Origin of the sequence: Enterobacter sp. 03-F-07-AD-ECC (assembly GCF_047530935.1) — a bacterium.
GTDB lineage: Bacteria > Pseudomonadota > Gammaproteobacteria > Enterobacterales > Enterobacteriaceae > Enterobacter > Enterobacter cloacae.
The window spans coordinates 238,808-254,443 of sequence record NZ_JBLKBZ010000004.1; the positions used below are offsets into that span (position 1 = coordinate 238,808).

The following is a 15,636-nucleotide window of genomic DNA, read 5'->3' on the forward strand; positions in this document are numbered from 1 at the left end:
GCAACAACCATCATCGTCTTGACTTGCACCTCCACTCAGACGGTAGTGCATTAAAGACGACGTCATCGGGGAAATTCCTTCCTCTGCAGCGGAGTTTGCCGCGGAAAGCGGTGGCTGGCCGGTTCCGATTGATTGCGGCGCCGGAAGACCGGCCGTTTGAGCATCGAGCCATCCGCATCCCTCGGAGAACGGCTCGATGGAAACCACTCGCAATCCCGCGCAGGTTCGGCGCTTCGCCGTCGAGGCACCCTGGGCCGTGCGTGTTGCCGCGCTGCTGCTTGCCGCTGCCGGATTGCAGCCCGCCATCGCCGCTGACGCCTCCGACAACGCTGCGGAGCGCGAGATGCTCGCCGCGGTAACGCGCCAGCTCGAACTGCTGGACCGCCTCGCCGAGCACGCCGCCACCACCGCGCCGCAGGAGCGCGCCCGCTACCACTTCGACTACGCGCGGCTGCGCGCCGACCTGGAGCGCGTGCGCACCGGCGTGCGCGACTACCTCGTTCCGCAACGCGCCCAGCCGCGTGATCCCGTGCCGCTGGCCGGTGACTACACGCGCAGTAACGCGGCGCCTGCGACGTCGCCCAAGGAGGCGCCGTCGTCATGACGCCTTCCGCCGATCAGGTCGCCGCCTTCACGGCCAACGGCGGCTTCGCGCCCGGGGCCGTCTCCACCGTCGTGCTCGGCTTCGTCTTCGCCATCCTGCTGCTGTGGGGCGTGTGGGCGATGCGCACTGCCTATGTCGGCTGGGCCGAGCACCACCTGACCCAACGCCAGTTCCTCGGCGTCATCGTGCGCTTCGTCGCGATGTACCTGGTGCTGGGCTTTTTCCTCCTGTCCTGACCCCATGAAAGGTACTTCGCCATGAACGCTCCCGCTACTTCTCGCCGTCCCACGTCGCGGCCCGCCGCGCGCATCGCCGCGCTGCTGATCCCGCTGGGCATCGCCGCCACGCCGCTGCCGTCGTTCGCCGACCTTCCCACGCTGGAAGACCCGTCGCGCGGCACCGGCAGCGGCATCATGCAGACGCTGCAAAACTACGGCTACGACATCGTGCTGCTGATCGCGCTGCTCGTCGTCGCCTCGATGTTCGTCGGCGTCTGCTACCACGCCTACACGCGCTACGCCGAGATCCACACCGGCCGCGCAACGTGGGGGCAGTTCGGGTTGACCGTCGCGGTGGGCGCGATCCTGCTGGTCGTCGGCATCTGGCTGCTGACCAAGGCTACCGGCGTCCTGTAAGGCCCGGCAACGATGGCCGGCGCCCTGGAGAGTCCGTCGCGCGACGGGCTCGTGACCTTCCTGCCGCACCGCCTCAACCGCCACCCGGTGGTCGTGCGCGGGCTCACGGCCGACGAGCTGTGGGTCTGCGCCGGGCTGTCCGGCGCGGCCGGTCTCGTGGCCGGCGTACCGCTGGCCTGGCTGACGCACAGCATCGCGATGGTGCCCACGCTGATCGTCGCCGGCATCGGTGTCGGTGTCTTCGTGGGCGGCGGCCTGCTGCGGCGGTGGAAGCGCGGCCGGCCCGACACCTGGCTGTACCGCCAGCTCCAGTGGCGCCTCGCGCTGCGCTACCCCGCGCTGGCTGCGCATGCGGGCGGGGGCCAGCTCATCACCCGGTCGGGCTGGTGGTCCACGCGGCGCCTGCGGCCCGATCCGTCCCTGCGTCGAGGTAGACCATGAGCCGATTCAAGAACGAGGTCGCGCACCTGCAGGCGCATGTGAAGACCTTGCGCCTGGCTGGCGCCGCACTGTTCGTCGTGGCGCTGCTGCTCGGCTTCGGCTGGTGGAGCGCACCCAAGAGCCTGACCATCCACGTGCCACCCGACCTGCGCTCGGGCAGCACGCGCAAGTGGTGGGACGTGCCGCCGGAGAGCGTCTACGCCTTCACCTTCTACATTTGGCAGCAGGCCCAGCGCTGGCCGACCAATGGCGAGCAGGACTACCCGCGCAACCTGCATGCACTGTCTGCGTACTTCACGCCGAGCTGCCGTGCCTTCCTGCAGCAGGACTACGAATTCCGGCGCAGCAACGGCGAGCTACGCCAGCGCGTGCGCGGCATCTACGAGATTCCCGGCCGCGGCTACGGCGACGAGCCGGCCATGCGCGTGCGCACCGTGTCGGCCAACAACTGGATCGTCACGCTGGACGTGAGCGCCGACGAGTACCTGGGCGCCGAGCAGGTCAAGCGCGCGCTCGTGCGCTATGCACTCAAGGTTGTGCGCATGGACGTGGACCCCGAGCGCAACCCCTTCGGCCTGGCGCTGGACTGCCATGCACGCGCGCCGGAGCGCATCGAGACCCCGCCGCCTGCGGCGCCGCCCGGCCGGGCCGCAAGCGCCGGCTCCAACTTGCAGGGAGACACCCCATGAAGTCCCTCGGGAAGCGTTCATCTGCGGCGGCCCTGGCTGGCCTGCTGCTGTGCCTGGCCTTCGTGCCTGCGGCCCATGCCGTCGAAATCCTGCGCTGGGAGCGCCTGCCGCTGGCGGTGCCGCTGGTGGTCGGCCAGGAGCGCGTGGTGTTCATCGAGCGCAACGTGCGCATCGGTGTGCCGCCCACGGTTGGCGAGCAGTTGCGCGTGCAGAGCGCTGGTGGCGCGATCTACCTGCGCGCGAGCGCGCCGATCCCGCCCACACGGCTGCAACTGCAGGACGTGGAGTCGGGCGCGCTGATCCTGCTGGACATCGCGGCCGAGCCGGCGAAGGCGGGCCAGCCTGCACTCGAACCCGTGCGCATCGTCGAAGGCGACGTGCCGGCGACGCGCTACGGCGAGCCGGCCAAGCCGGCGGACGACGATGCGGAGCGCACCGTACCCGCAGCGAAGCGCGCCACGCCGGTGGCGGTTGTGCTCACGCGCTATGCGGCGCAGAACCTCTACGCGCCGCTGCGCACCGTGGAGCCCGTTCCCGGCCTCGGCCGCGTCAATCTGCGCCGTGGGCTGGAGCTTTCCACCTTGCTGCCCACACTGCCGGTGCGTGCGCAGGCGCTGGCCGCTTGGCGGCTCGAAGACCAGTGGGTGACGGCGGTGAAGCTCACCAACGCCTCCGGGCGCTGGCTCGACCTCGATCCCCGCGCGCTGCAGGGCGACTTTCTCGCCGCGACCTTCCAGCACCCGAATCTGGCGCCGGCCGGCCGCGCCGCCGACACCACGGTGGTCTACCTCGTGACCCGTGGCCACGGCCTGGCCGAGTCGCTGCTGCCCAAGCTCTCACCGATCGACGCGACGGTGAACCTGCCGCCGGCCGCGGCGGCCGGCCAGGCCGAAGGAGGTGCCCGCCATGAAAAGTAACCCCCTCCTGAAGTGGCTGCTGATCCCGATGGCGCTGGTGCTGCTGTTCGTCGGCATCAAGATGTTCTCCGGGGATCGCGGCGCCAAGCCCGTTCCGGCCGGCAGCGCCAACTCGCTCACGCCCGAAGAGATGAAGGCGCTGGGCATCGAGGGCGACACGCCGCGCGATACCGTTGCCACACTGGTGGCCCAGGTCAAGCAGTTGCGCAACGAGCTGCAGACGGCGCTCAACGACAACAAGAACCAGAAGAGCGAGAACGAGCGTATGCGCGCGCGGGAAAGCGCGATCGACCAGCGCATCCAGTCCGCGCTGGATGGTGAACGCGGCCGCCTGCAGCAGTACCGCGAGCAGTTGGCCGGCGACCGCCAGCAGACCCAGGGCCTGCTGCAAGACCTGCAGCGGCGCCTGGATGGGCTTTCCGGCAAGGGCGGCCAGGCCGATCTGCCGGTCGGGCTCGGCCTGGAGGACGGCGACGGCAAGGGCTTCAGCGGCAGCCAGGGCGGCGCCGCGCGCAGCACCAGCGGCACGCGCTGGGTGGAACCGGACGATGCGAAGCCTTCGGCGAAGAACGGCAGCAGCGGCGGCCTGAACTTTCCGACCAGCTTCGGGCCGGCGCAGAAGACGCTTTCCGACACGGCCGACAACGTGGCCAGCACCGTCGCGGATGCAGGCAGCCGCGCCGTGGGCACGTCGTCCAAGCCGGTCTACACGGTGCCGTCGAACTCGACGCTGATGGGCTCCATCGCGATGACCGCGCTGATCGGCCGCGTGCCGATCGACGGCACGGTCAACGACCCGTACCCCTTCAAGGTGCTGATCGGCCCGGACAACCTCACCGCCAACGGCATCGACATTCCCGACGTGGCGGGCGCGGTGGTCAGCGGCACGGCCTCGGGCGACTGGACGCTTTCCTGCGTGCGCGGCCAGATTCGCTCGGTGACGTTCGTCTTCAACGACGGCACGGTGCGCACGATGCCGGAGGACGGCAACCGCAACCAGAGCGGCGGCGGCCAGGGCAATGGTGCAAACAGCACGACGCAAGGCGGCCTGGGCTGGATCAGCGATCCCTACGGCATCCCCTGCGTCAGCGGCGAACGGCGCAGCAACGCGCAGCAGTACCTGGGTTCGCAAGCCCTCATCACCGCGGCCGGCGCCGGCGCCGCTTCACTGATCAAGTCGGACAACGGCAGCGTGGCCGTGGTCGCTAACAGCAACGGCTCGCTTGGCACGGTAGGCATCAGCGGCAACGAGGCGATGGGCCGCATCCTGGCCGGGGGCGTCCGCGACATGGCCGATTGGGTCAACAAGCTTTACGGCCAAGCCTTCGCCGCCGTCTACGTGCGGCCCGGCGCCAAGGTCGCGGTGCATCTGGAGCAGCCGCTCAACATCGACTACGACGCCAAGGGGCGCCGGGTCAATCAACGCATCGGAGGCAAGCATGCGTCGGATTTGGATTGAATCGGCCGCGATCCTGTGCGCGGTCCTGGTGCTGGGCGGCTGCGCCACCAGCAAGGACAAGTTGCTGCCGCACGGCGATCACACCATGCTCGACGTGTGGAATCAGGAGACGGGCGGCAGCGCCGGTGGTGGGCAGGCAGCGCGGCAACTGCTCGATGCACGCCAGGACTTGCGCCGGCCGCTGACCGAGGCCGACGTGCAGGCGGTGCCCGCCGCCGCTGCCGCCTACACGCGCACCGCGGCCAACGAGATTTACCGCCAGTTCCGACGCCTGCCGAACCCGGACCTAGTGATGTACGTGTTCCCGCACCTGGCCGGCACCGACCCGGTGCCCGTGCCCGGCTACACCACCGTGTTCCCGCTCTACCAGCGCGTGCAGTACGCGATGCCTGGCGAGCGCCTGGAGGACTACTGATGGCTTGGTCGTTGCCCTGGGCACGCAAGGCCGTCACGCCCGCCGGCCCCGACCTGGATGCCGATGACGCCTGGTCGCAGCATGTCTCGACGCTGGCCGCGCACGGCATTCCCGAGCCCGGCAGCGCGATGGGCAGCCAGCCGCGCCCGCCGACCACCGAAGCGGACCTGCAGGCGCTCTACGGCGTGGCACCGTCCTTCGCCGACCTGTTGCCGTGGATGGAGTACCTGCCCGGCTCCAAGAGCATGTTGCTGGAAGACGGCCAGTCGGTTGCGGGCTTCTTCGAACTGGCCCCGGTCGGCACCGAAGGCCGTGAGATGGCCTGGCTGTGGCAGGCACGCGATGCACTGGAGAACGCGCTGCAGGACTCGTTCGACGAACTCGACGAGAACCCGTGGGTCGTGCAGCTCTACGCCCAGGACGAATCGACCTGGGACACCTACCTGCGCGGGCTGGCCGACTATGTGCGGCCGCGCGCCCAGGGCAGCGCCTTCACGGACTTCTACCTGCGTTTCTTTGGGCACCACCTGCGCGCCATTGCCAAGCCCGGCGGGCTGTTCGAGGACACCACGGTGACGCGGCTGCCGTGGCGCGGCCAGGTCCGGCGCGTGCGAATGGTGGTCTACCGGCGCGCGAACGCTACGACCGCATCGCGGCGCGGCCAGTCCCCCGAGCAGGCGTTGACGACGATCTGCGACCGGCTCGTGGGCGGCCTCGCCAACGCGGGCGTGAAATCCCGCCGCATGGAGGCGGCCGACATCCACGACTGGCTGCTGCGCTGGTTCAACCCGCACCCGACGCTGCTCGGCCCCAGCGCCGACGACCGCGAGCGCTTCTATGCGCTCACGCGCTACCCCGAGGCAGTCGAAGACGGCGAGATCGAGCTGGCTAGCGGAGACTTCGCGCAGCGCCTGTTCTTCGGCCAGCCGCGCTCGGACGTGGCGAACGGCACGTGGCTGCTCGACGGCATGCCGCACCGGATCATCGTGATGGACCGGTTGCGCATGCCGCCTGCGACCGGCCACGTCACCGGCGAAACGCGCAAGGGCGGCGATGCCGTCAACGCGCTGTTCGACCAGATGCCCGAGGACACGGTGATGTGCCTGACCGTCGTCGCGACGCCGCAGGACGTGCTCGAAGGGCACCTGAACCACCTGAGCAAGAAGTCGGTCGGCGAGACGCTGGCTTCGGAGCAGACGCGCCGCGACGTGCAGGAAGCGCGCGGGCTGATCGGCAGCGCGCACAAGCTCTACCGCGGTGCGCTTGCCTTCTATCTGCGCGGACGCGACCTCGCGCAGCTCGACGCCCGCGGCCTGCAACTGGTCAACGTCATGCTCAACGCCGGCCTGCAGCCGGTGCGCGAGGAAGACGAGGTGGCGCCGCTCAACAGCTACCTGCGCTGGCTCCCGTGCGTGTTCGATCCGGCCACCGACAAGCGCCAGTGGTACACGCAACTGATGTTCGCGCAGCACGCGGCGAACCTCGCGCCGGTGTGGGGCCGCAGCCAGGGCACCGGCAATCCGGGCATCACGTTCTTCAACCGCGGCGGCGGGCCGATCACCTTCGACCCGCTGAACCGGCTCGACCGGCAGATGAACGCTCACCTGTTCCTGTTCGGTCCCACCGGCTCGGGCAAAAGCGCCACGCTCAACAACATCCTGAACCAGGTGACGGCGATCTACCGGCCGCGGCTGTTCATCGTCGAGGCGGGCAACAGCTTCGGCCTGTTCGGCGACTTCGCGGCGCGGCTAGGCATGAAGGTGCATCGCGTTAAGCTGGCCCCCGGTGCCGGGGTGAGCCTCGCGCCGTTCGCCGACGCCCACCGGCTGGTGGAAACGCCCAGCCAGGTGCAGACGCTGGATGCCGACGCCCTGGACGAGGACCGCGACGAAGCGGCACAGGCAGCGGATGCCGACGAGCAGCGTGACGTGCTGGGGGAACTGGAAATCACCGCGCGGCTGATGATCACCGGCGGCGAGGACAAGGAAGAGGCGCGCATGACGCGCGCCGACCGCAGCCTGATCCGCCAGTGCATCCTCGATGCGGCCCAGCGTTGCGTGGCCAACCAGCGCACCGTCCTGACGCGCGACGTGCGCGATGCGCTGCGCGAGCGCGGCCGCGATACGGCACTACCCGAGGTGCGGCGCGCGCGGCTGCTGGAAATGGCCGACGCGATGGATATGTTCTGCCAGGGCGTGGACGGCGAGATGTTCGACCGGCCCGGCACGCCCTGGCCCGAGGCCGACATCACCATCGTCGATCTGGCGACCTTCGCACGCGAGGGCTACAACGCGCAGCTTTCCATCGCCTACATCAGCCTTATCAACACGGTCAACAACATCGCCGAGCGCGACCAGTTCCTCGGCCGGCCGATCATCAACGTGACGGACGAGGGGCACATCATCACCAAGAACCCGCTGCTTGCGCCCTACGTCGTCAAGATCACGAAGATGTGGCGCAAGCTCGGCGCCTGGTACTGGCTGGCGACGCAGAACATCGACGACCTGCCCAAGGCCGCCGAGCCCATGCTCAACATGATCGAGTGGTGGATCTGCCTCTCGATGCCGCCCGACGAGGTGGAGAAGATCGCGCGCTTTCGCGAGCTGAACGCGGCGCAGAAGGCGCTGATGCTGTCGGCCCGCAAGGAGGCCGGCAAGTTCAGCGAGGGCGTGATCCTTTCCAAGAGCATGGAAGTGCTATTCCGCGCGGTGCCGCCCAGCCTGTACCTGGCGCTGGCTCAGACCGAGCCGGAAGAGAAGGCCGAGCGTTTCCAGTTGATGCAGCAGTACGGCATCGGCGAACTGGACGCCGCTTTCAAGATCGCCGAGAAGATCGACCGCGCCCGCAGCATCGAGCCGCTGGTGCTCGATGCGCTGGCGTGACGGGGAGTCCACGATGCGCATCCCTCGCTTCGCGCCGTCCCGCACCGTCCTTGTCGTCGCGCTGCTGATGGCCGCGGCCCTGACAACGGCCGCATGGCTCGGCCTGCGGCCGCAGTCGCCGCCCGCCGAACCCGATTTTCCTTCGGCAGAAGCAACGCCTGCGCCGGCAACGGCACCAGCCGGCCCGCCCTGGCGCTATGGCCGCGCCGATGCGCGCTTCACGGTGGTCGAGTACGCCGACCTCGAATGCCCGTTCTGCCGCGCCTACTTCGCAGTGCTCAAGCGCTGGATCGACGCGCACCCGGACGTGAGCTGGCAATGGCATCACCTGCCGTTGCCGTTGCACGAGCCGGCCGCGTCTGCCGGTGCGCGCCTGGTGGAGTGCGTCGGCGAGGCCGGCGGCCAGGCCGCGTTCTGGCAGGCCGCCGAGTGGGTCTACACGCACACCCGCGGCGACGGTCAGGGCCTGCCCGAGGGCCTGCGCTATCCCGACCTCACGCCGGCCGCGCAGCAGTGCCTCGACAGCGACCGCCCCGATGCGCTGATCCGCGCACAGTCGGCGAGCGCGGCGCAGGAGGGCATCAAGGTCACGCCCACGCTGCGCCTGCAGGATCGCCAGTCCGGCAAGACGCTGCTGCTGCACGGCCCGGTCGAAGGAGATGCCTTGCTGTCCGCGATCGACCTGCTGGCGGCCAGTGCAGCGGCCGAGCCCGCATCGAAGGAAATGCCTGCCGAGTCTCTCGGAGACATGCCCAGGTAGCCACGATCTTCAAGGCTACGACGCGGCTTGGCCGTGCTGATCGACCCCGTTCGCTGCGCATCCCTGGACGCGAACAGCCACTGTGCATGCGGTGGCGGATGCCCGCTCTTCTGCCGCTTGTTCTTCATCGTCCCCGGAGGGTTTGTCCCTCCCGGGACAGGCGTCCTCCGACTTCATCCCGTGGAGGTTCGCCATGTCCTATGTCGTCGCCGACTCGCGTCCCGAGTCGCTCAGCCTGATCGCCGCCCAGCACGAAGACTGGATCATCCGCCAGGCCATCGCCTTGCTGGAACAACGCATCTTCAAGGCCGGCCCGATGCTGAACAGTCCCGCCGCCGTGCGCGACTACCTGCATCTGAAGCTGGTCGCGGAGCCCAACGAGGTCTTCGCCGTCGTGTTCCTCAACTCTCAGCACCAAGTCCTCGCCTACGAGCCGATGTTCAAGGGCACGGTCGATCAAACCTCGGTGTACCCGCGGGTGCTGGTGCAGCGCGCCCTGGCCCTCAACGCCTCGGCGGTCATCCTGGCCCACCAGCATCCATCTGGCATGACCGTGCCTTCGGCCGCCGATCAGGCGCTGACCGACCGGCTCAAAGCCGCCCTGGCGATAGTCGATGTCCGGGTGGTGGATTACTTCATCGTCGGCAAGGGCACGCCGTACTCCTTCGCCGAATCCGGCCTGCTGTAGCGCCGCTGACCGCCTGGTCCCCGCGGGAGCCTCGGCTGCCGCTTTTCTTTCGCCTGTCTGCCCAAAGCGGAGCGCGCGCGGTGCGCATTCCTTGTCGCGGTTGGACTGCCTTCGGCGTTCGACTAGAGCCTTGCTCTCATTCCCAGGACGCCCGCCATGACGGCTCCCTTCTTGAAACCCATCCCGCGGCTGCGGTGTACGCGCATCGCCTGCGCGGGAGGGCTGCTGCTGTGCCTGCTCGGCCAGGACGCATCCGCAGCCGACGTGCTGGTCGTGACCGACAGCCGCCATCCCGTGCAGTCCGCATCCGGCGCGCGCGTGATCGAGCTGGATCTGCCCGAGCGCATCGAGGCCGAACTGGCCGCGGGCCTGCCTGCCGATCCGGGCCGCGCGGCCGCGCTCGTGCAGCAACGCCTGCGCGATGGCAGCCAGGCACTACAGCGCCGCATCGGCAGCGCCTACCAGGGCGTCGCCGATGCCTGGGGCTTGGGGCTGGCCAAGGTGCCTGCCGTGGTGGTCGATCGCCGCTACGTGGTCTACGGCGAGCCCGATGTCGCGCGCGCCGTGGCACGCATCGAATCACATCGGAGGGCACAGCCATGAACCGCCTGCTGTCGGCGTCGTCGCGCCGGGCCCGCCTTGCCATCGCTTCGGTGCTGCTCGGCGGCGCCGCTTCGAGCTTCGCGCTGAACACGGCTACCATCGTGTCCTCGGCCCTGTCGCCCGACTGCCTGGAATATCGCGTCGTCGGCATCTGCTACTGGCTGTTCTGCACCTGGACGGGCTGCACGGTGCGCACCTCGGTGAAGGTGCGCCACTACATTCCCGACGCGGTGGTGTCGAGCTACAGCAACACCGGCGAGAACCCGTGGATCGAGGTGCGCGCCATGAGCATGCCCAATCCCACGGCGCAGGCCGGCGGCGACGGGACGACGAACCACGACAACGAGAACAACCTGGCGAAGTTCAAGAACGCCGACGTGATCGGGCATCCCGGCGGTTCGGTGTTCAGCCAGTTCGCCAGCGCGTCCGGCTACGCCTGCCAGGGCGCAGGCACGGCCTTCATGCCGTACCTGCTGAGCACCCTCGACACGCTGGCCTGGCGCTACAACGTCCCGGAGATGGTGTACCCCGAGGCGGTGATCCCCGGCATGCGCGAGATCGGCGGCCGCACGACGCTCAACCTGTGGGGCAACGTCTATCCGCGCGGCGGCTTCCTGCATCAGACCGACGACTACAAGAGCGGCGCCGTCGTCGCGCAGCGCGCGGGCGATGTCGTCACGCGGCGCATGCAGCCGCACGTCTACCAGCCGCTGCTCGCGAGTTCGAGCGACGGCTATTGGCCGGCCGGCGCCCTGGTGGAGAGCGATGCCTCCACCGGCAAGTGGCAGGAGCTGACGCCGACCCTCTCCAACTCCTGCGCCGTGTTCCCCCACTCCAACACGCGCGTGCAGGCCCAGCAAGGCGACTACGCCTGGGCGCTGTGGCGGCCCTATGCCTGCTGCCAGCGCCGCGGGCAGGTCTTCCTCGGCAGCGTCGATTTCCTCTGAGGTATTCCGATGAAAGCGTCTCTCTCCCGTTTCGCACAGCGCGCCAGGCCCTACGCGCTCAGCATCGCGCTCGCCTGCGCCGTCACGGCCGCAGCCGGCGTCGCGTGGGCGCAGACCCGCATCAGCCCCACCGGCGTCGGCGTGAGCGGCAGCGTCATCGGCGACGACGTGCTCTACAGCATCGGCGGCGGCCGGGCCGTGTCCATGGGCGGCGCCGGGAACATGCAGAGCATCGGCGTGGGCATCGGCTGGAACAGCAACCTGATCTGCGGAAACATGAGCATCACGACGACGCTGCAGAACCAGTTGAACGGCCTCACCAATGGCTTTCAGCAGATCATGTCCTCGGTGATCCAGAGCGCCACCAGCGCCGTGGCGTCGCTGCCGGCCCTGATCATCCAGCGCGCCGATCCGGGCCTCTACAACCTGCTGACCAACGGCGTGCTGCAGGCTCGGCTCGATTTCGACCGCAGCAAGTTGACGTGCAAGGCGATGGCCAACCGGATGGCGGACATGGCCGGCGGCCAGGCCGGGTGGGATCAGCTCGCCGAAGGTTTCGCGCTGCGCGATGCGGTGAGCAGCACCGATGCGGTGTCCGCCGTCGAGCAGGCCGAATCGAACAAGGGCAACAACGGCGTGCCCTGGGTGGGCGGCGGCAACGCGGGCGGCTCGGGCCAGGGTTCCATCAAGGTGGTCGGCGACGTGACCCGTGCCGGCTACAACCTGCTCAACAGCCGCGGCGTCAGCGACACCTCATCCATCCCGCGCGCGTCCTGCGGCAACCGGCTGACCTGCCAAACTTGGTCCTCGCCGCAGGCCGCAGCGGACTTCGCAACCCGCGTGCTCGGCGAGCGCGAGCAACGCACCTGCGAGACCTGCACCAAGACGCAGACCACGCCTGGCGTCGGCCTGACGCCGGTGATCCAGGAAGAGTACGAGACCAAGCTGCAGGCACTGCAGGGCCTCGTGACGGGCTCGACGCCGATGACGGTGGCAAACCTCGAAGCCGCCGGCAGCAACTCGCTGCCGATCACGCGCGGCGTGATCGAGGCGCTGCGCGACGAGCCCGATCAAGACCTGCTCGGCAAGCGCCTGGCGTCCGAAGCCGCGCTGTCGAGCGTGCTGGAGAAGGCCCTGCTGTTGCAGCGCACGCTGCTGACCGGCAAGAAGGAGCCGAACGTCGCCGCCAACGAGCTGGCCGTGAAGGCGGTCGATCAGGAGAACAACGCGCTGGAGCAGGAGATCAACAACCTCAAGACCGAGCTGGAGCTGCGGCGCACGCTGGCCGGCAATTCGGCGATGGCGATCGTGCAGCGCCACGGCACCCGCGCCGCGGGCTCGCGCGGCATCTTCGAGGGCGACACGACGCGCGACCGGCTCAAGGAAGTGCAGAAGCCGCGGAGCGGGCCATGACCAGCCGGGCCTGGCTGCGGCCGGCACGGCTGCTCGGCCGCCGCGTTGGCATCGTGCTGCTGTGGGTGCTGCTGGTGGCGGGCATCGCGGTCGGCGTGAACGTCGTCGGCCTCCACATCGTCGGCAGCATCGACGGCTGGGAGCAGTGGCTGCGCGAGCACTCGGGCCACTTCCTCGTCTGGCGGCTGCTGCTCTACGCGGCGACGGCCTACGGCTGGTGGTGGATGCGTCGGCGCCTGCGCGAACGCGAGCCATTGGCCGAGACCCATCAGCGCCTGCTGCGCGCCGAGATCGCGGCCGTCGCCACCCTCGTGCTGCTCGAAGGCAGCCAGCTACTGCGCAATGGCTGAGCCCTGGAGAACGCCATGACGCTCAACACAACGGACTACCTGGAGTATTACCTGACCCTGGTCGGGTGGATCGTCAGCAACGGCATCTGGAACATCCTCGTGGCCAGCGGCGTATTCGCGCTGCCCTTCGTGGTCATGGTGGTGCAGGAATGGCTGCGCGCGCGGGCCGAGGGTGCGGACGAGGGCAACAAGGGGGTGCTGTCATCGATGCGCATCGAGAACCGCGTGTGGGTGGCGATCGTCGTCATCCTGTTCGCCGGCATCCCCTTCATTCCGGTCGACCTCAGCACCATCAAGTTCGACACGACGCGCTCCGCGCAATGCCAGGTCAGCGTCCCGCAGCCCACCGACACGGGCTGGTCGAACGCCTACACCACGCTCAACAACCAGAGCGCGCTGGTGCCGGTGTGGTGGTTCTTCATGCACGCCATCTCGAAGGCGGTGACGGGCGGCGCGGTGGCGGCCATCCCCTGCGGAACGGATCTGCGTCAGATGCGCATGGACGTGGATGCCACGCGCATCGATGACCCGGTGCTGGCCCAGGAGGTCGGCGACTTCGTGCATGACTGCTACGGCCCCTCGCGCGCCAAGCTGTTCATGTCTCGGCCCACGCTCTCCGACGAGCAGATGAATGACGTGACCTGGATCGGTTCGAGCTACTTCCTGAACAACGCGGGCTTCTACGACACCTACCACTCGAACACGCCACGCACGGCCTGGCCCTACGACGCGACGCGCGATGCGGGGCTGGCCCAGGTGGATAGCGGCGGGGGCTACCCCACGTGCCGGCAGTGGTGGTCGGACGGCGGCAGCGGCCTGCGCGCGCGCCTGCTGGCCCAGGTCGATCCCGACCTGCTGACGCGCATCGGCCGCTGGGCGGGCTTCCTGTCGCAGAGCGAGGTGAACGACTCGGTGATCCGCGCCGTGGTCTCGCCGCGGCAGCAGAAGATGAACCAGGGCTCGGTCTACACCGACTACGGCGGCCAGATCGAGAAGACGCTGCCCAACGTCGTGACGCGCGGCGCCGGCGACCTGGGGCTGACCATGGGCTCGCTGGGCTTCTTTCCGGCGATGGACGTGGTACGCCAGGCGCTGCCGATGGTGCTGTCGCTGCTCAAGATGGCGCTGGTGATCTGCATCCCGCTGGTGCTGGTCTTCGGCACCTACGAGCTGAAGGCGCTGGTCGCGGTGAGCTGCGTGCAGTTCGCGCTGTTCTTCGTGGACTTCTGGTTCCAGCTCGCGCGCTGGCTGGACAGCACGATCCTCGACGCGCTCTACGGCTGGGGGTTCGGCGCGAACCGGCCGCACAGCAACTTCGATCCGCTGATCGGCCTGAACAACGCCTTCGGCGACATGCTGCTGAACTTCGTCATGGCGACGATGTTCATCGTGCTGCCTACCTTCTGGGTGGCTGCGCTGGGCTGGGTAGGCGTGCGCGCGGGAACGGCAATTCAAGGGCTGGCGGCAGGAACCAGGGATGCCCAAGCTGCTGGCGGCAGGGGTGCGGGTGTCGCTATGAAAGCAGCGAAGTAACGCCTCTAGGCTTGCTCGTCTTCTGGATCGTGGGGGTCGATCCGGTAATCGTCATGGGTGTAGAGGCCGTACCCGGCAGGGCCGTATCGCCATTCCGGCTTGTGTTCCTCGTCGTAGCTCCCATCGTCGTTGCGGACTACCCAGGCGCCGACCAGCGCGAACGCAAGCAGCAGTGCCAGCCAGAACGCGGTGTAGAGCAGGACACCGATCGCAGCGAGCTTGACGGCCAGCAGCGCGGCCTTGGCAATGCCAGGCGCCCATCCCTGCGCGAGCAGCCAGCCCTGCGCCCGCCGATCCAGACGCGCGCAGCCTCTCCACGCCCGGCCCAGTGTCCGGCCGAGGCGTTCTGCGAAGGTGGTCTGTGCGGCGGTCTTCATGGTGGCTACCTCATGTTCATCCTGTCGTGTGGCTGTGATCCCTGTCCGTGTCGCGATTGAAACCTGTGCTGTTCTTCAACCGCGGTCTAGTCCTTGTCTGCTGCGCGCCAGTCGGCCTGGCTTGCGGCCACCAGCGCCGCCCAATCGTCCGGCGGGTTGCCGCGTCCCAACATCTTCTCGAACACCGCATAGGGGTCGGACTTGCTGCCCGACGACCGCAAGGTCTGCTCGTCGTTGACCCAGGCGAACACGATCGCCTTGGCCTTGGAGTCGAAGCGGAAGAACAGCCGGAACCGCCTCCCGATCTTTGCGCGCCGCCAGTGCCGGTAGGCCGGCCCCAAGGTGTTGCCCTGGCGGAATTCGTCGCGCGCAGGATCGCTCGGCACGACATCCATGATCAACTGGCTCAACGCCCGGAACAGCTTGACGTTGGCGTTGCTCTCGAACCCCTGCGGGTCGTTCTGTTCGGCCCGTTCCGCGGCCGCGTGCAGCTTGCGCAACTGCTCGATCACGCCCTCGTGGAACAGGAGCGTCCAACCGTGCCGCTGCATCAGAGCGCCACTTCGCCTTCGATGTCTTCATCGAGGTTCACCGCGTGGTGCGCGTTGGCCAGCATGGCCCGCGCCAGATCGTCCGGCAGGGACTGGACGTGCCGCCCGGCCCGGATGTCCGCTTCCAGCAGCCCCAGGAAGGCGCCGATGGCCGGGTCTTCATGGTCGGCGTCGGCGCGGGTCACGACGACTTCGCCGCCGCGCAGGTCGAACGCCACCTTGCCGCCGGTGTCCACGCCCAGCGCTTGCCGGATGGACTTGGGCAGCGTGATCTGACCCTTGGAGGTCAGCGTCGCGACTTCGTGGATTTCGGGCATGGCGGCACTCCTGATGGCAATGCCTGGATGGTAAGGAAATTTCCTTACCTTGTCA

19 protein-coding genes are annotated in these 15,636 nt (G+C 68.6%); 16 read left to right on the plus strand and 3 right to left on the minus strand.

The features are described 5' to 3' along the window. Positions 1 to 196: 196 nt before the first annotated feature. The 16 genes from ACMWKA_RS08445 (at position 197) to ACMWKA_RS08520 (ending at position 14,336) form a co-directional block, all read left to right on the plus strand. Positions 197 to 604, plus strand: a complete 408-nt coding sequence (locus tag ACMWKA_RS08445; protein ID WP_004265602.1) for an RAQPRD family integrative conjugative element protein — start codon at positions 197 to 199, stop codon at positions 602 to 604. After that, the gene (locus ACMWKA_RS08450) at positions 601 to 840 is read left to right on the plus strand and encodes a TIGR03758 family integrating conjugative element protein (protein ID WP_003454790.1); all 240 of its coding nucleotides are present in this window, start codon (positions 601 to 603) and stop codon (positions 838 to 840) included. Before ACMWKA_RS08445 ends, ACMWKA_RS08450 begins: the two co-directional genes overlap by 4 nt. A 21-nt stretch (positions 841 to 861) precedes the next feature. Then, on the plus strand, positions 862 to 1,239 hold the full coding sequence (locus ACMWKA_RS08455) for a TIGR03745 family integrating conjugative element membrane protein (protein WP_003454787.1): 378 nt from the start codon (positions 862 to 864) through the stop codon (positions 1,237 to 1,239). Positions 1,240 to 1,251: 12 nt separating this feature from the next. Beyond that, the gene (locus ACMWKA_RS08460; RefSeq protein ID WP_003454784.1) at positions 1,252 to 1,680 is read left to right on the plus strand and encodes a TIGR03750 family conjugal transfer protein; all 429 of its coding nucleotides are present in this window, start codon (positions 1,252 to 1,254) and stop codon (positions 1,678 to 1,680) included. After that, on the plus strand, positions 1,677 to 2,369 hold the full coding sequence (locus ACMWKA_RS08465) for a PFL_4703 family integrating conjugative element protein (protein ID WP_003454780.1): 693 nt from the start codon (positions 1,677 to 1,679) through the stop codon (positions 2,367 to 2,369). The genes ACMWKA_RS08460 and ACMWKA_RS08465 overlap by 4 nt, the downstream gene beginning before the upstream one ends. Next, positions 2,366 to 3,286 (plus strand): TIGR03749 family integrating conjugative element protein, encoded by a 921-nt coding sequence (locus tag ACMWKA_RS08470; protein WP_016451648.1) that lies wholly within the window; start codon positions 2,366 to 2,368, stop codon positions 3,284 to 3,286. The genes ACMWKA_RS08465 and ACMWKA_RS08470 overlap by 4 nt, the downstream gene beginning before the upstream one ends. After that, the gene (locus ACMWKA_RS08475; RefSeq protein WP_016451649.1) at positions 3,276 to 4,745 is read left to right on the plus strand and encodes a TIGR03752 family integrating conjugative element protein; all 1,470 of its coding nucleotides are present in this window, start codon (positions 3,276 to 3,278) and stop codon (positions 4,743 to 4,745) included. Before ACMWKA_RS08470 ends, ACMWKA_RS08475 begins: the two co-directional genes overlap by 11 nt. After that, positions 4,726 to 5,160 (plus strand): TIGR03751 family conjugal transfer lipoprotein, encoded by a 435-nt coding sequence (locus ACMWKA_RS08480; protein ID WP_004265606.1) that lies wholly within the window; start codon positions 4,726 to 4,728, stop codon positions 5,158 to 5,160. The genes ACMWKA_RS08475 and ACMWKA_RS08480 overlap by 20 nt, the downstream gene beginning before the upstream one ends. Continuing rightward, positions 5,160 to 8,042, plus strand: coding sequence for a conjugative transfer ATPase (locus ACMWKA_RS08485; RefSeq protein WP_016451650.1), 2,883 nt, complete (start codon positions 5,160 to 5,162; stop codon positions 8,040 to 8,042). Before ACMWKA_RS08480 ends, ACMWKA_RS08485 begins: the two co-directional genes overlap by 1 nt. Before the next feature lie 13 nt (positions 8,043 to 8,055). Next, positions 8,056 to 8,802 carry a DsbA family protein gene (locus tag ACMWKA_RS08490; RefSeq protein ID WP_003454752.1) on the plus strand — a complete coding sequence of 249 codons (747 nt, stop codon included), beginning with the start codon at positions 8,056 to 8,058 and terminating at the stop codon, positions 8,800 to 8,802. 193 nt (positions 8,803 to 8,995) lie between these two features. Further along, on the plus strand, positions 8,996 to 9,490 hold the full coding sequence (locus tag ACMWKA_RS08495) for a JAB domain-containing protein (protein WP_004265610.1): 495 nt from the start codon (positions 8,996 to 8,998) through the stop codon (positions 9,488 to 9,490). A gap of 156 nt (positions 9,491 to 9,646) precedes the next feature. Further along, positions 9,647 to 10,093: a TIGR03757 family integrating conjugative element protein gene (locus ACMWKA_RS08500; RefSeq protein WP_003454745.1), complete on the plus strand. Its 447-nt coding sequence runs from the start codon at positions 9,647 to 9,649 to the stop codon at positions 10,091 to 10,093. Beyond that, positions 10,090 to 11,040, plus strand: a complete 951-nt coding sequence (locus ACMWKA_RS08505) for a TIGR03756 family integrating conjugative element protein (protein WP_003454742.1) — start codon at positions 10,090 to 10,092, stop codon at positions 11,038 to 11,040. The genes ACMWKA_RS08500 and ACMWKA_RS08505 overlap by 4 nt, the downstream gene beginning before the upstream one ends. Before the next feature lie 9 nt (positions 11,041 to 11,049). Continuing rightward, positions 11,050 to 12,453: an integrating conjugative element protein gene (locus ACMWKA_RS08510; RefSeq protein ID WP_003454739.1), complete on the plus strand. Its 1,404-nt coding sequence runs from the start codon at positions 11,050 to 11,052 to the stop codon at positions 12,451 to 12,453. Further along, on the plus strand, positions 12,450 to 12,803 hold the full coding sequence (locus ACMWKA_RS08515; protein ID WP_004265620.1) for a hypothetical protein: 354 nt from the start codon (positions 12,450 to 12,452) through the stop codon (positions 12,801 to 12,803). The genes ACMWKA_RS08510 and ACMWKA_RS08515 overlap by 4 nt, the downstream gene beginning before the upstream one ends. 15 nt (positions 12,804 to 12,818) lie before the next feature. Next, positions 12,819 to 14,336 carry a conjugal transfer protein TraG N-terminal domain-containing protein gene (locus tag ACMWKA_RS08520; protein WP_003454733.1) on the plus strand — a complete coding sequence of 506 codons (1,518 nt, stop codon included), beginning with the start codon at positions 12,819 to 12,821 and terminating at the stop codon, positions 14,334 to 14,336. Between the two features lie 5 nt (positions 14,337 to 14,341). Here ACMWKA_RS08520 and ACMWKA_RS08525 read toward each other — a convergent pair whose 3' ends face one another. From ACMWKA_RS08525 to ACMWKA_RS08535, 3 genes are all read right to left on the minus strand, one after another. Continuing rightward, a complete protein-coding gene (locus ACMWKA_RS08525; RefSeq protein WP_003454730.1) occupies positions 14,342 to 14,713 on the minus strand; it encodes a DUF3742 family protein in 372 nt (123 codons plus the stop codon). Positions 14,714 to 14,799: 86 nt separating this feature from the next. Then, on the minus strand, positions 14,800 to 15,264 hold the full coding sequence (locus ACMWKA_RS08530; protein WP_003454727.1) for a type II toxin-antitoxin system YhaV family toxin: 465 nt from the start codon (positions 15,262 to 15,264) through the stop codon (positions 14,800 to 14,802). Continuing rightward, complete coding sequence (locus ACMWKA_RS08535; RefSeq protein WP_003454724.1) at positions 15,264 to 15,581, minus strand: type II toxin-antitoxin system PrlF family antitoxin; 318 nt, start codon at positions 15,579 to 15,581, stop codon at positions 15,264 to 15,266. The genes ACMWKA_RS08530 and ACMWKA_RS08535 overlap by 1 nt, the downstream gene beginning before the upstream one ends. Positions 15,582 to 15,636 lie beyond the last annotated feature (55 nt).

Bases quoted from the DNA above. Each gene is read 5' to 3' on its own strand.
- ACMWKA_RS08445 (WP_004265602.1), top strand. From the start codon at position 197: ATGGAAACCACTCGCAATCCCGCGCAGGTTCGGCGCTTCGCCGTCGAG.
- ACMWKA_RS08450 (WP_003454790.1), top strand. From the start codon at position 601: ATGACGCCTTCCGCCGATCAGGTCGCCGCCTTCACGGCCAACGGCGGC.
- ACMWKA_RS08455 (WP_003454787.1), top strand. From the start codon at position 862: ATGAACGCTCCCGCTACTTCTCGCCGTCCCACGTCGCGGCCCGCCGCG.
- ACMWKA_RS08460 (WP_003454784.1), top strand. From the start codon at position 1,252: ATGGCCGGCGCCCTGGAGAGTCCGTCGCGCGACGGGCTCGTGACCTTC.
- ACMWKA_RS08465 (WP_003454780.1), top strand. From the start codon at position 1,677: ATGAGCCGATTCAAGAACGAGGTCGCGCACCTGCAGGCGCATGTGAAG.
- ACMWKA_RS08470 (WP_016451648.1), top strand. From the start codon at position 2,366: ATGAAGTCCCTCGGGAAGCGTTCATCTGCGGCGGCCCTGGCTGGCCTG.
- ACMWKA_RS08475 (WP_016451649.1), top strand. From the start codon at position 3,276: ATGAAAAGTAACCCCCTCCTGAAGTGGCTGCTGATCCCGATGGCGCTG.
- ACMWKA_RS08480 (WP_004265606.1), top strand. From the start codon at position 4,726: ATGCGTCGGATTTGGATTGAATCGGCCGCGATCCTGTGCGCGGTCCTG.
- ACMWKA_RS08485 (WP_016451650.1), top strand. From the start codon at position 5,160: ATGGCTTGGTCGTTGCCCTGGGCACGCAAGGCCGTCACGCCCGCCGGC.
- ACMWKA_RS08490 (WP_003454752.1), top strand. From the start codon at position 8,056: ATGCGCATCCCTCGCTTCGCGCCGTCCCGCACCGTCCTTGTCGTCGCG.
- ACMWKA_RS08495 (WP_004265610.1), top strand. From the start codon at position 8,996: ATGTCCTATGTCGTCGCCGACTCGCGTCCCGAGTCGCTCAGCCTGATC.
- ACMWKA_RS08500 (WP_003454745.1), top strand. From the start codon at position 9,647: ATGACGGCTCCCTTCTTGAAACCCATCCCGCGGCTGCGGTGTACGCGC.
- ACMWKA_RS08505 (WP_003454742.1), top strand. From the start codon at position 10,090: ATGAACCGCCTGCTGTCGGCGTCGTCGCGCCGGGCCCGCCTTGCCATC.
- ACMWKA_RS08510 (WP_003454739.1), top strand. From the start codon at position 11,050: ATGAAAGCGTCTCTCTCCCGTTTCGCACAGCGCGCCAGGCCCTACGCG.
- ACMWKA_RS08515 (WP_004265620.1), top strand. From the start codon at position 12,450: ATGACCAGCCGGGCCTGGCTGCGGCCGGCACGGCTGCTCGGCCGCCGC.
- ACMWKA_RS08520 (WP_003454733.1), top strand. From the start codon at position 12,819: ATGACGCTCAACACAACGGACTACCTGGAGTATTACCTGACCCTGGTC.
- ACMWKA_RS08525 (WP_003454730.1), bottom strand. From the start codon at position 14,713: ATGAAGACCGCCGCACAGACCACCTTCGCAGAACGCCTCGGCCGGACA.
- ACMWKA_RS08530 (WP_003454727.1), bottom strand. From the start codon at position 15,264: ATGCAGCGGCACGGTTGGACGCTCCTGTTCCACGAGGGCGTGATCGAG.
- ACMWKA_RS08535 (WP_003454724.1), bottom strand. From the start codon at position 15,581: ATGCCCGAAATCCACGAAGTCGCGACGCTGACCTCCAAGGGTCAGATC.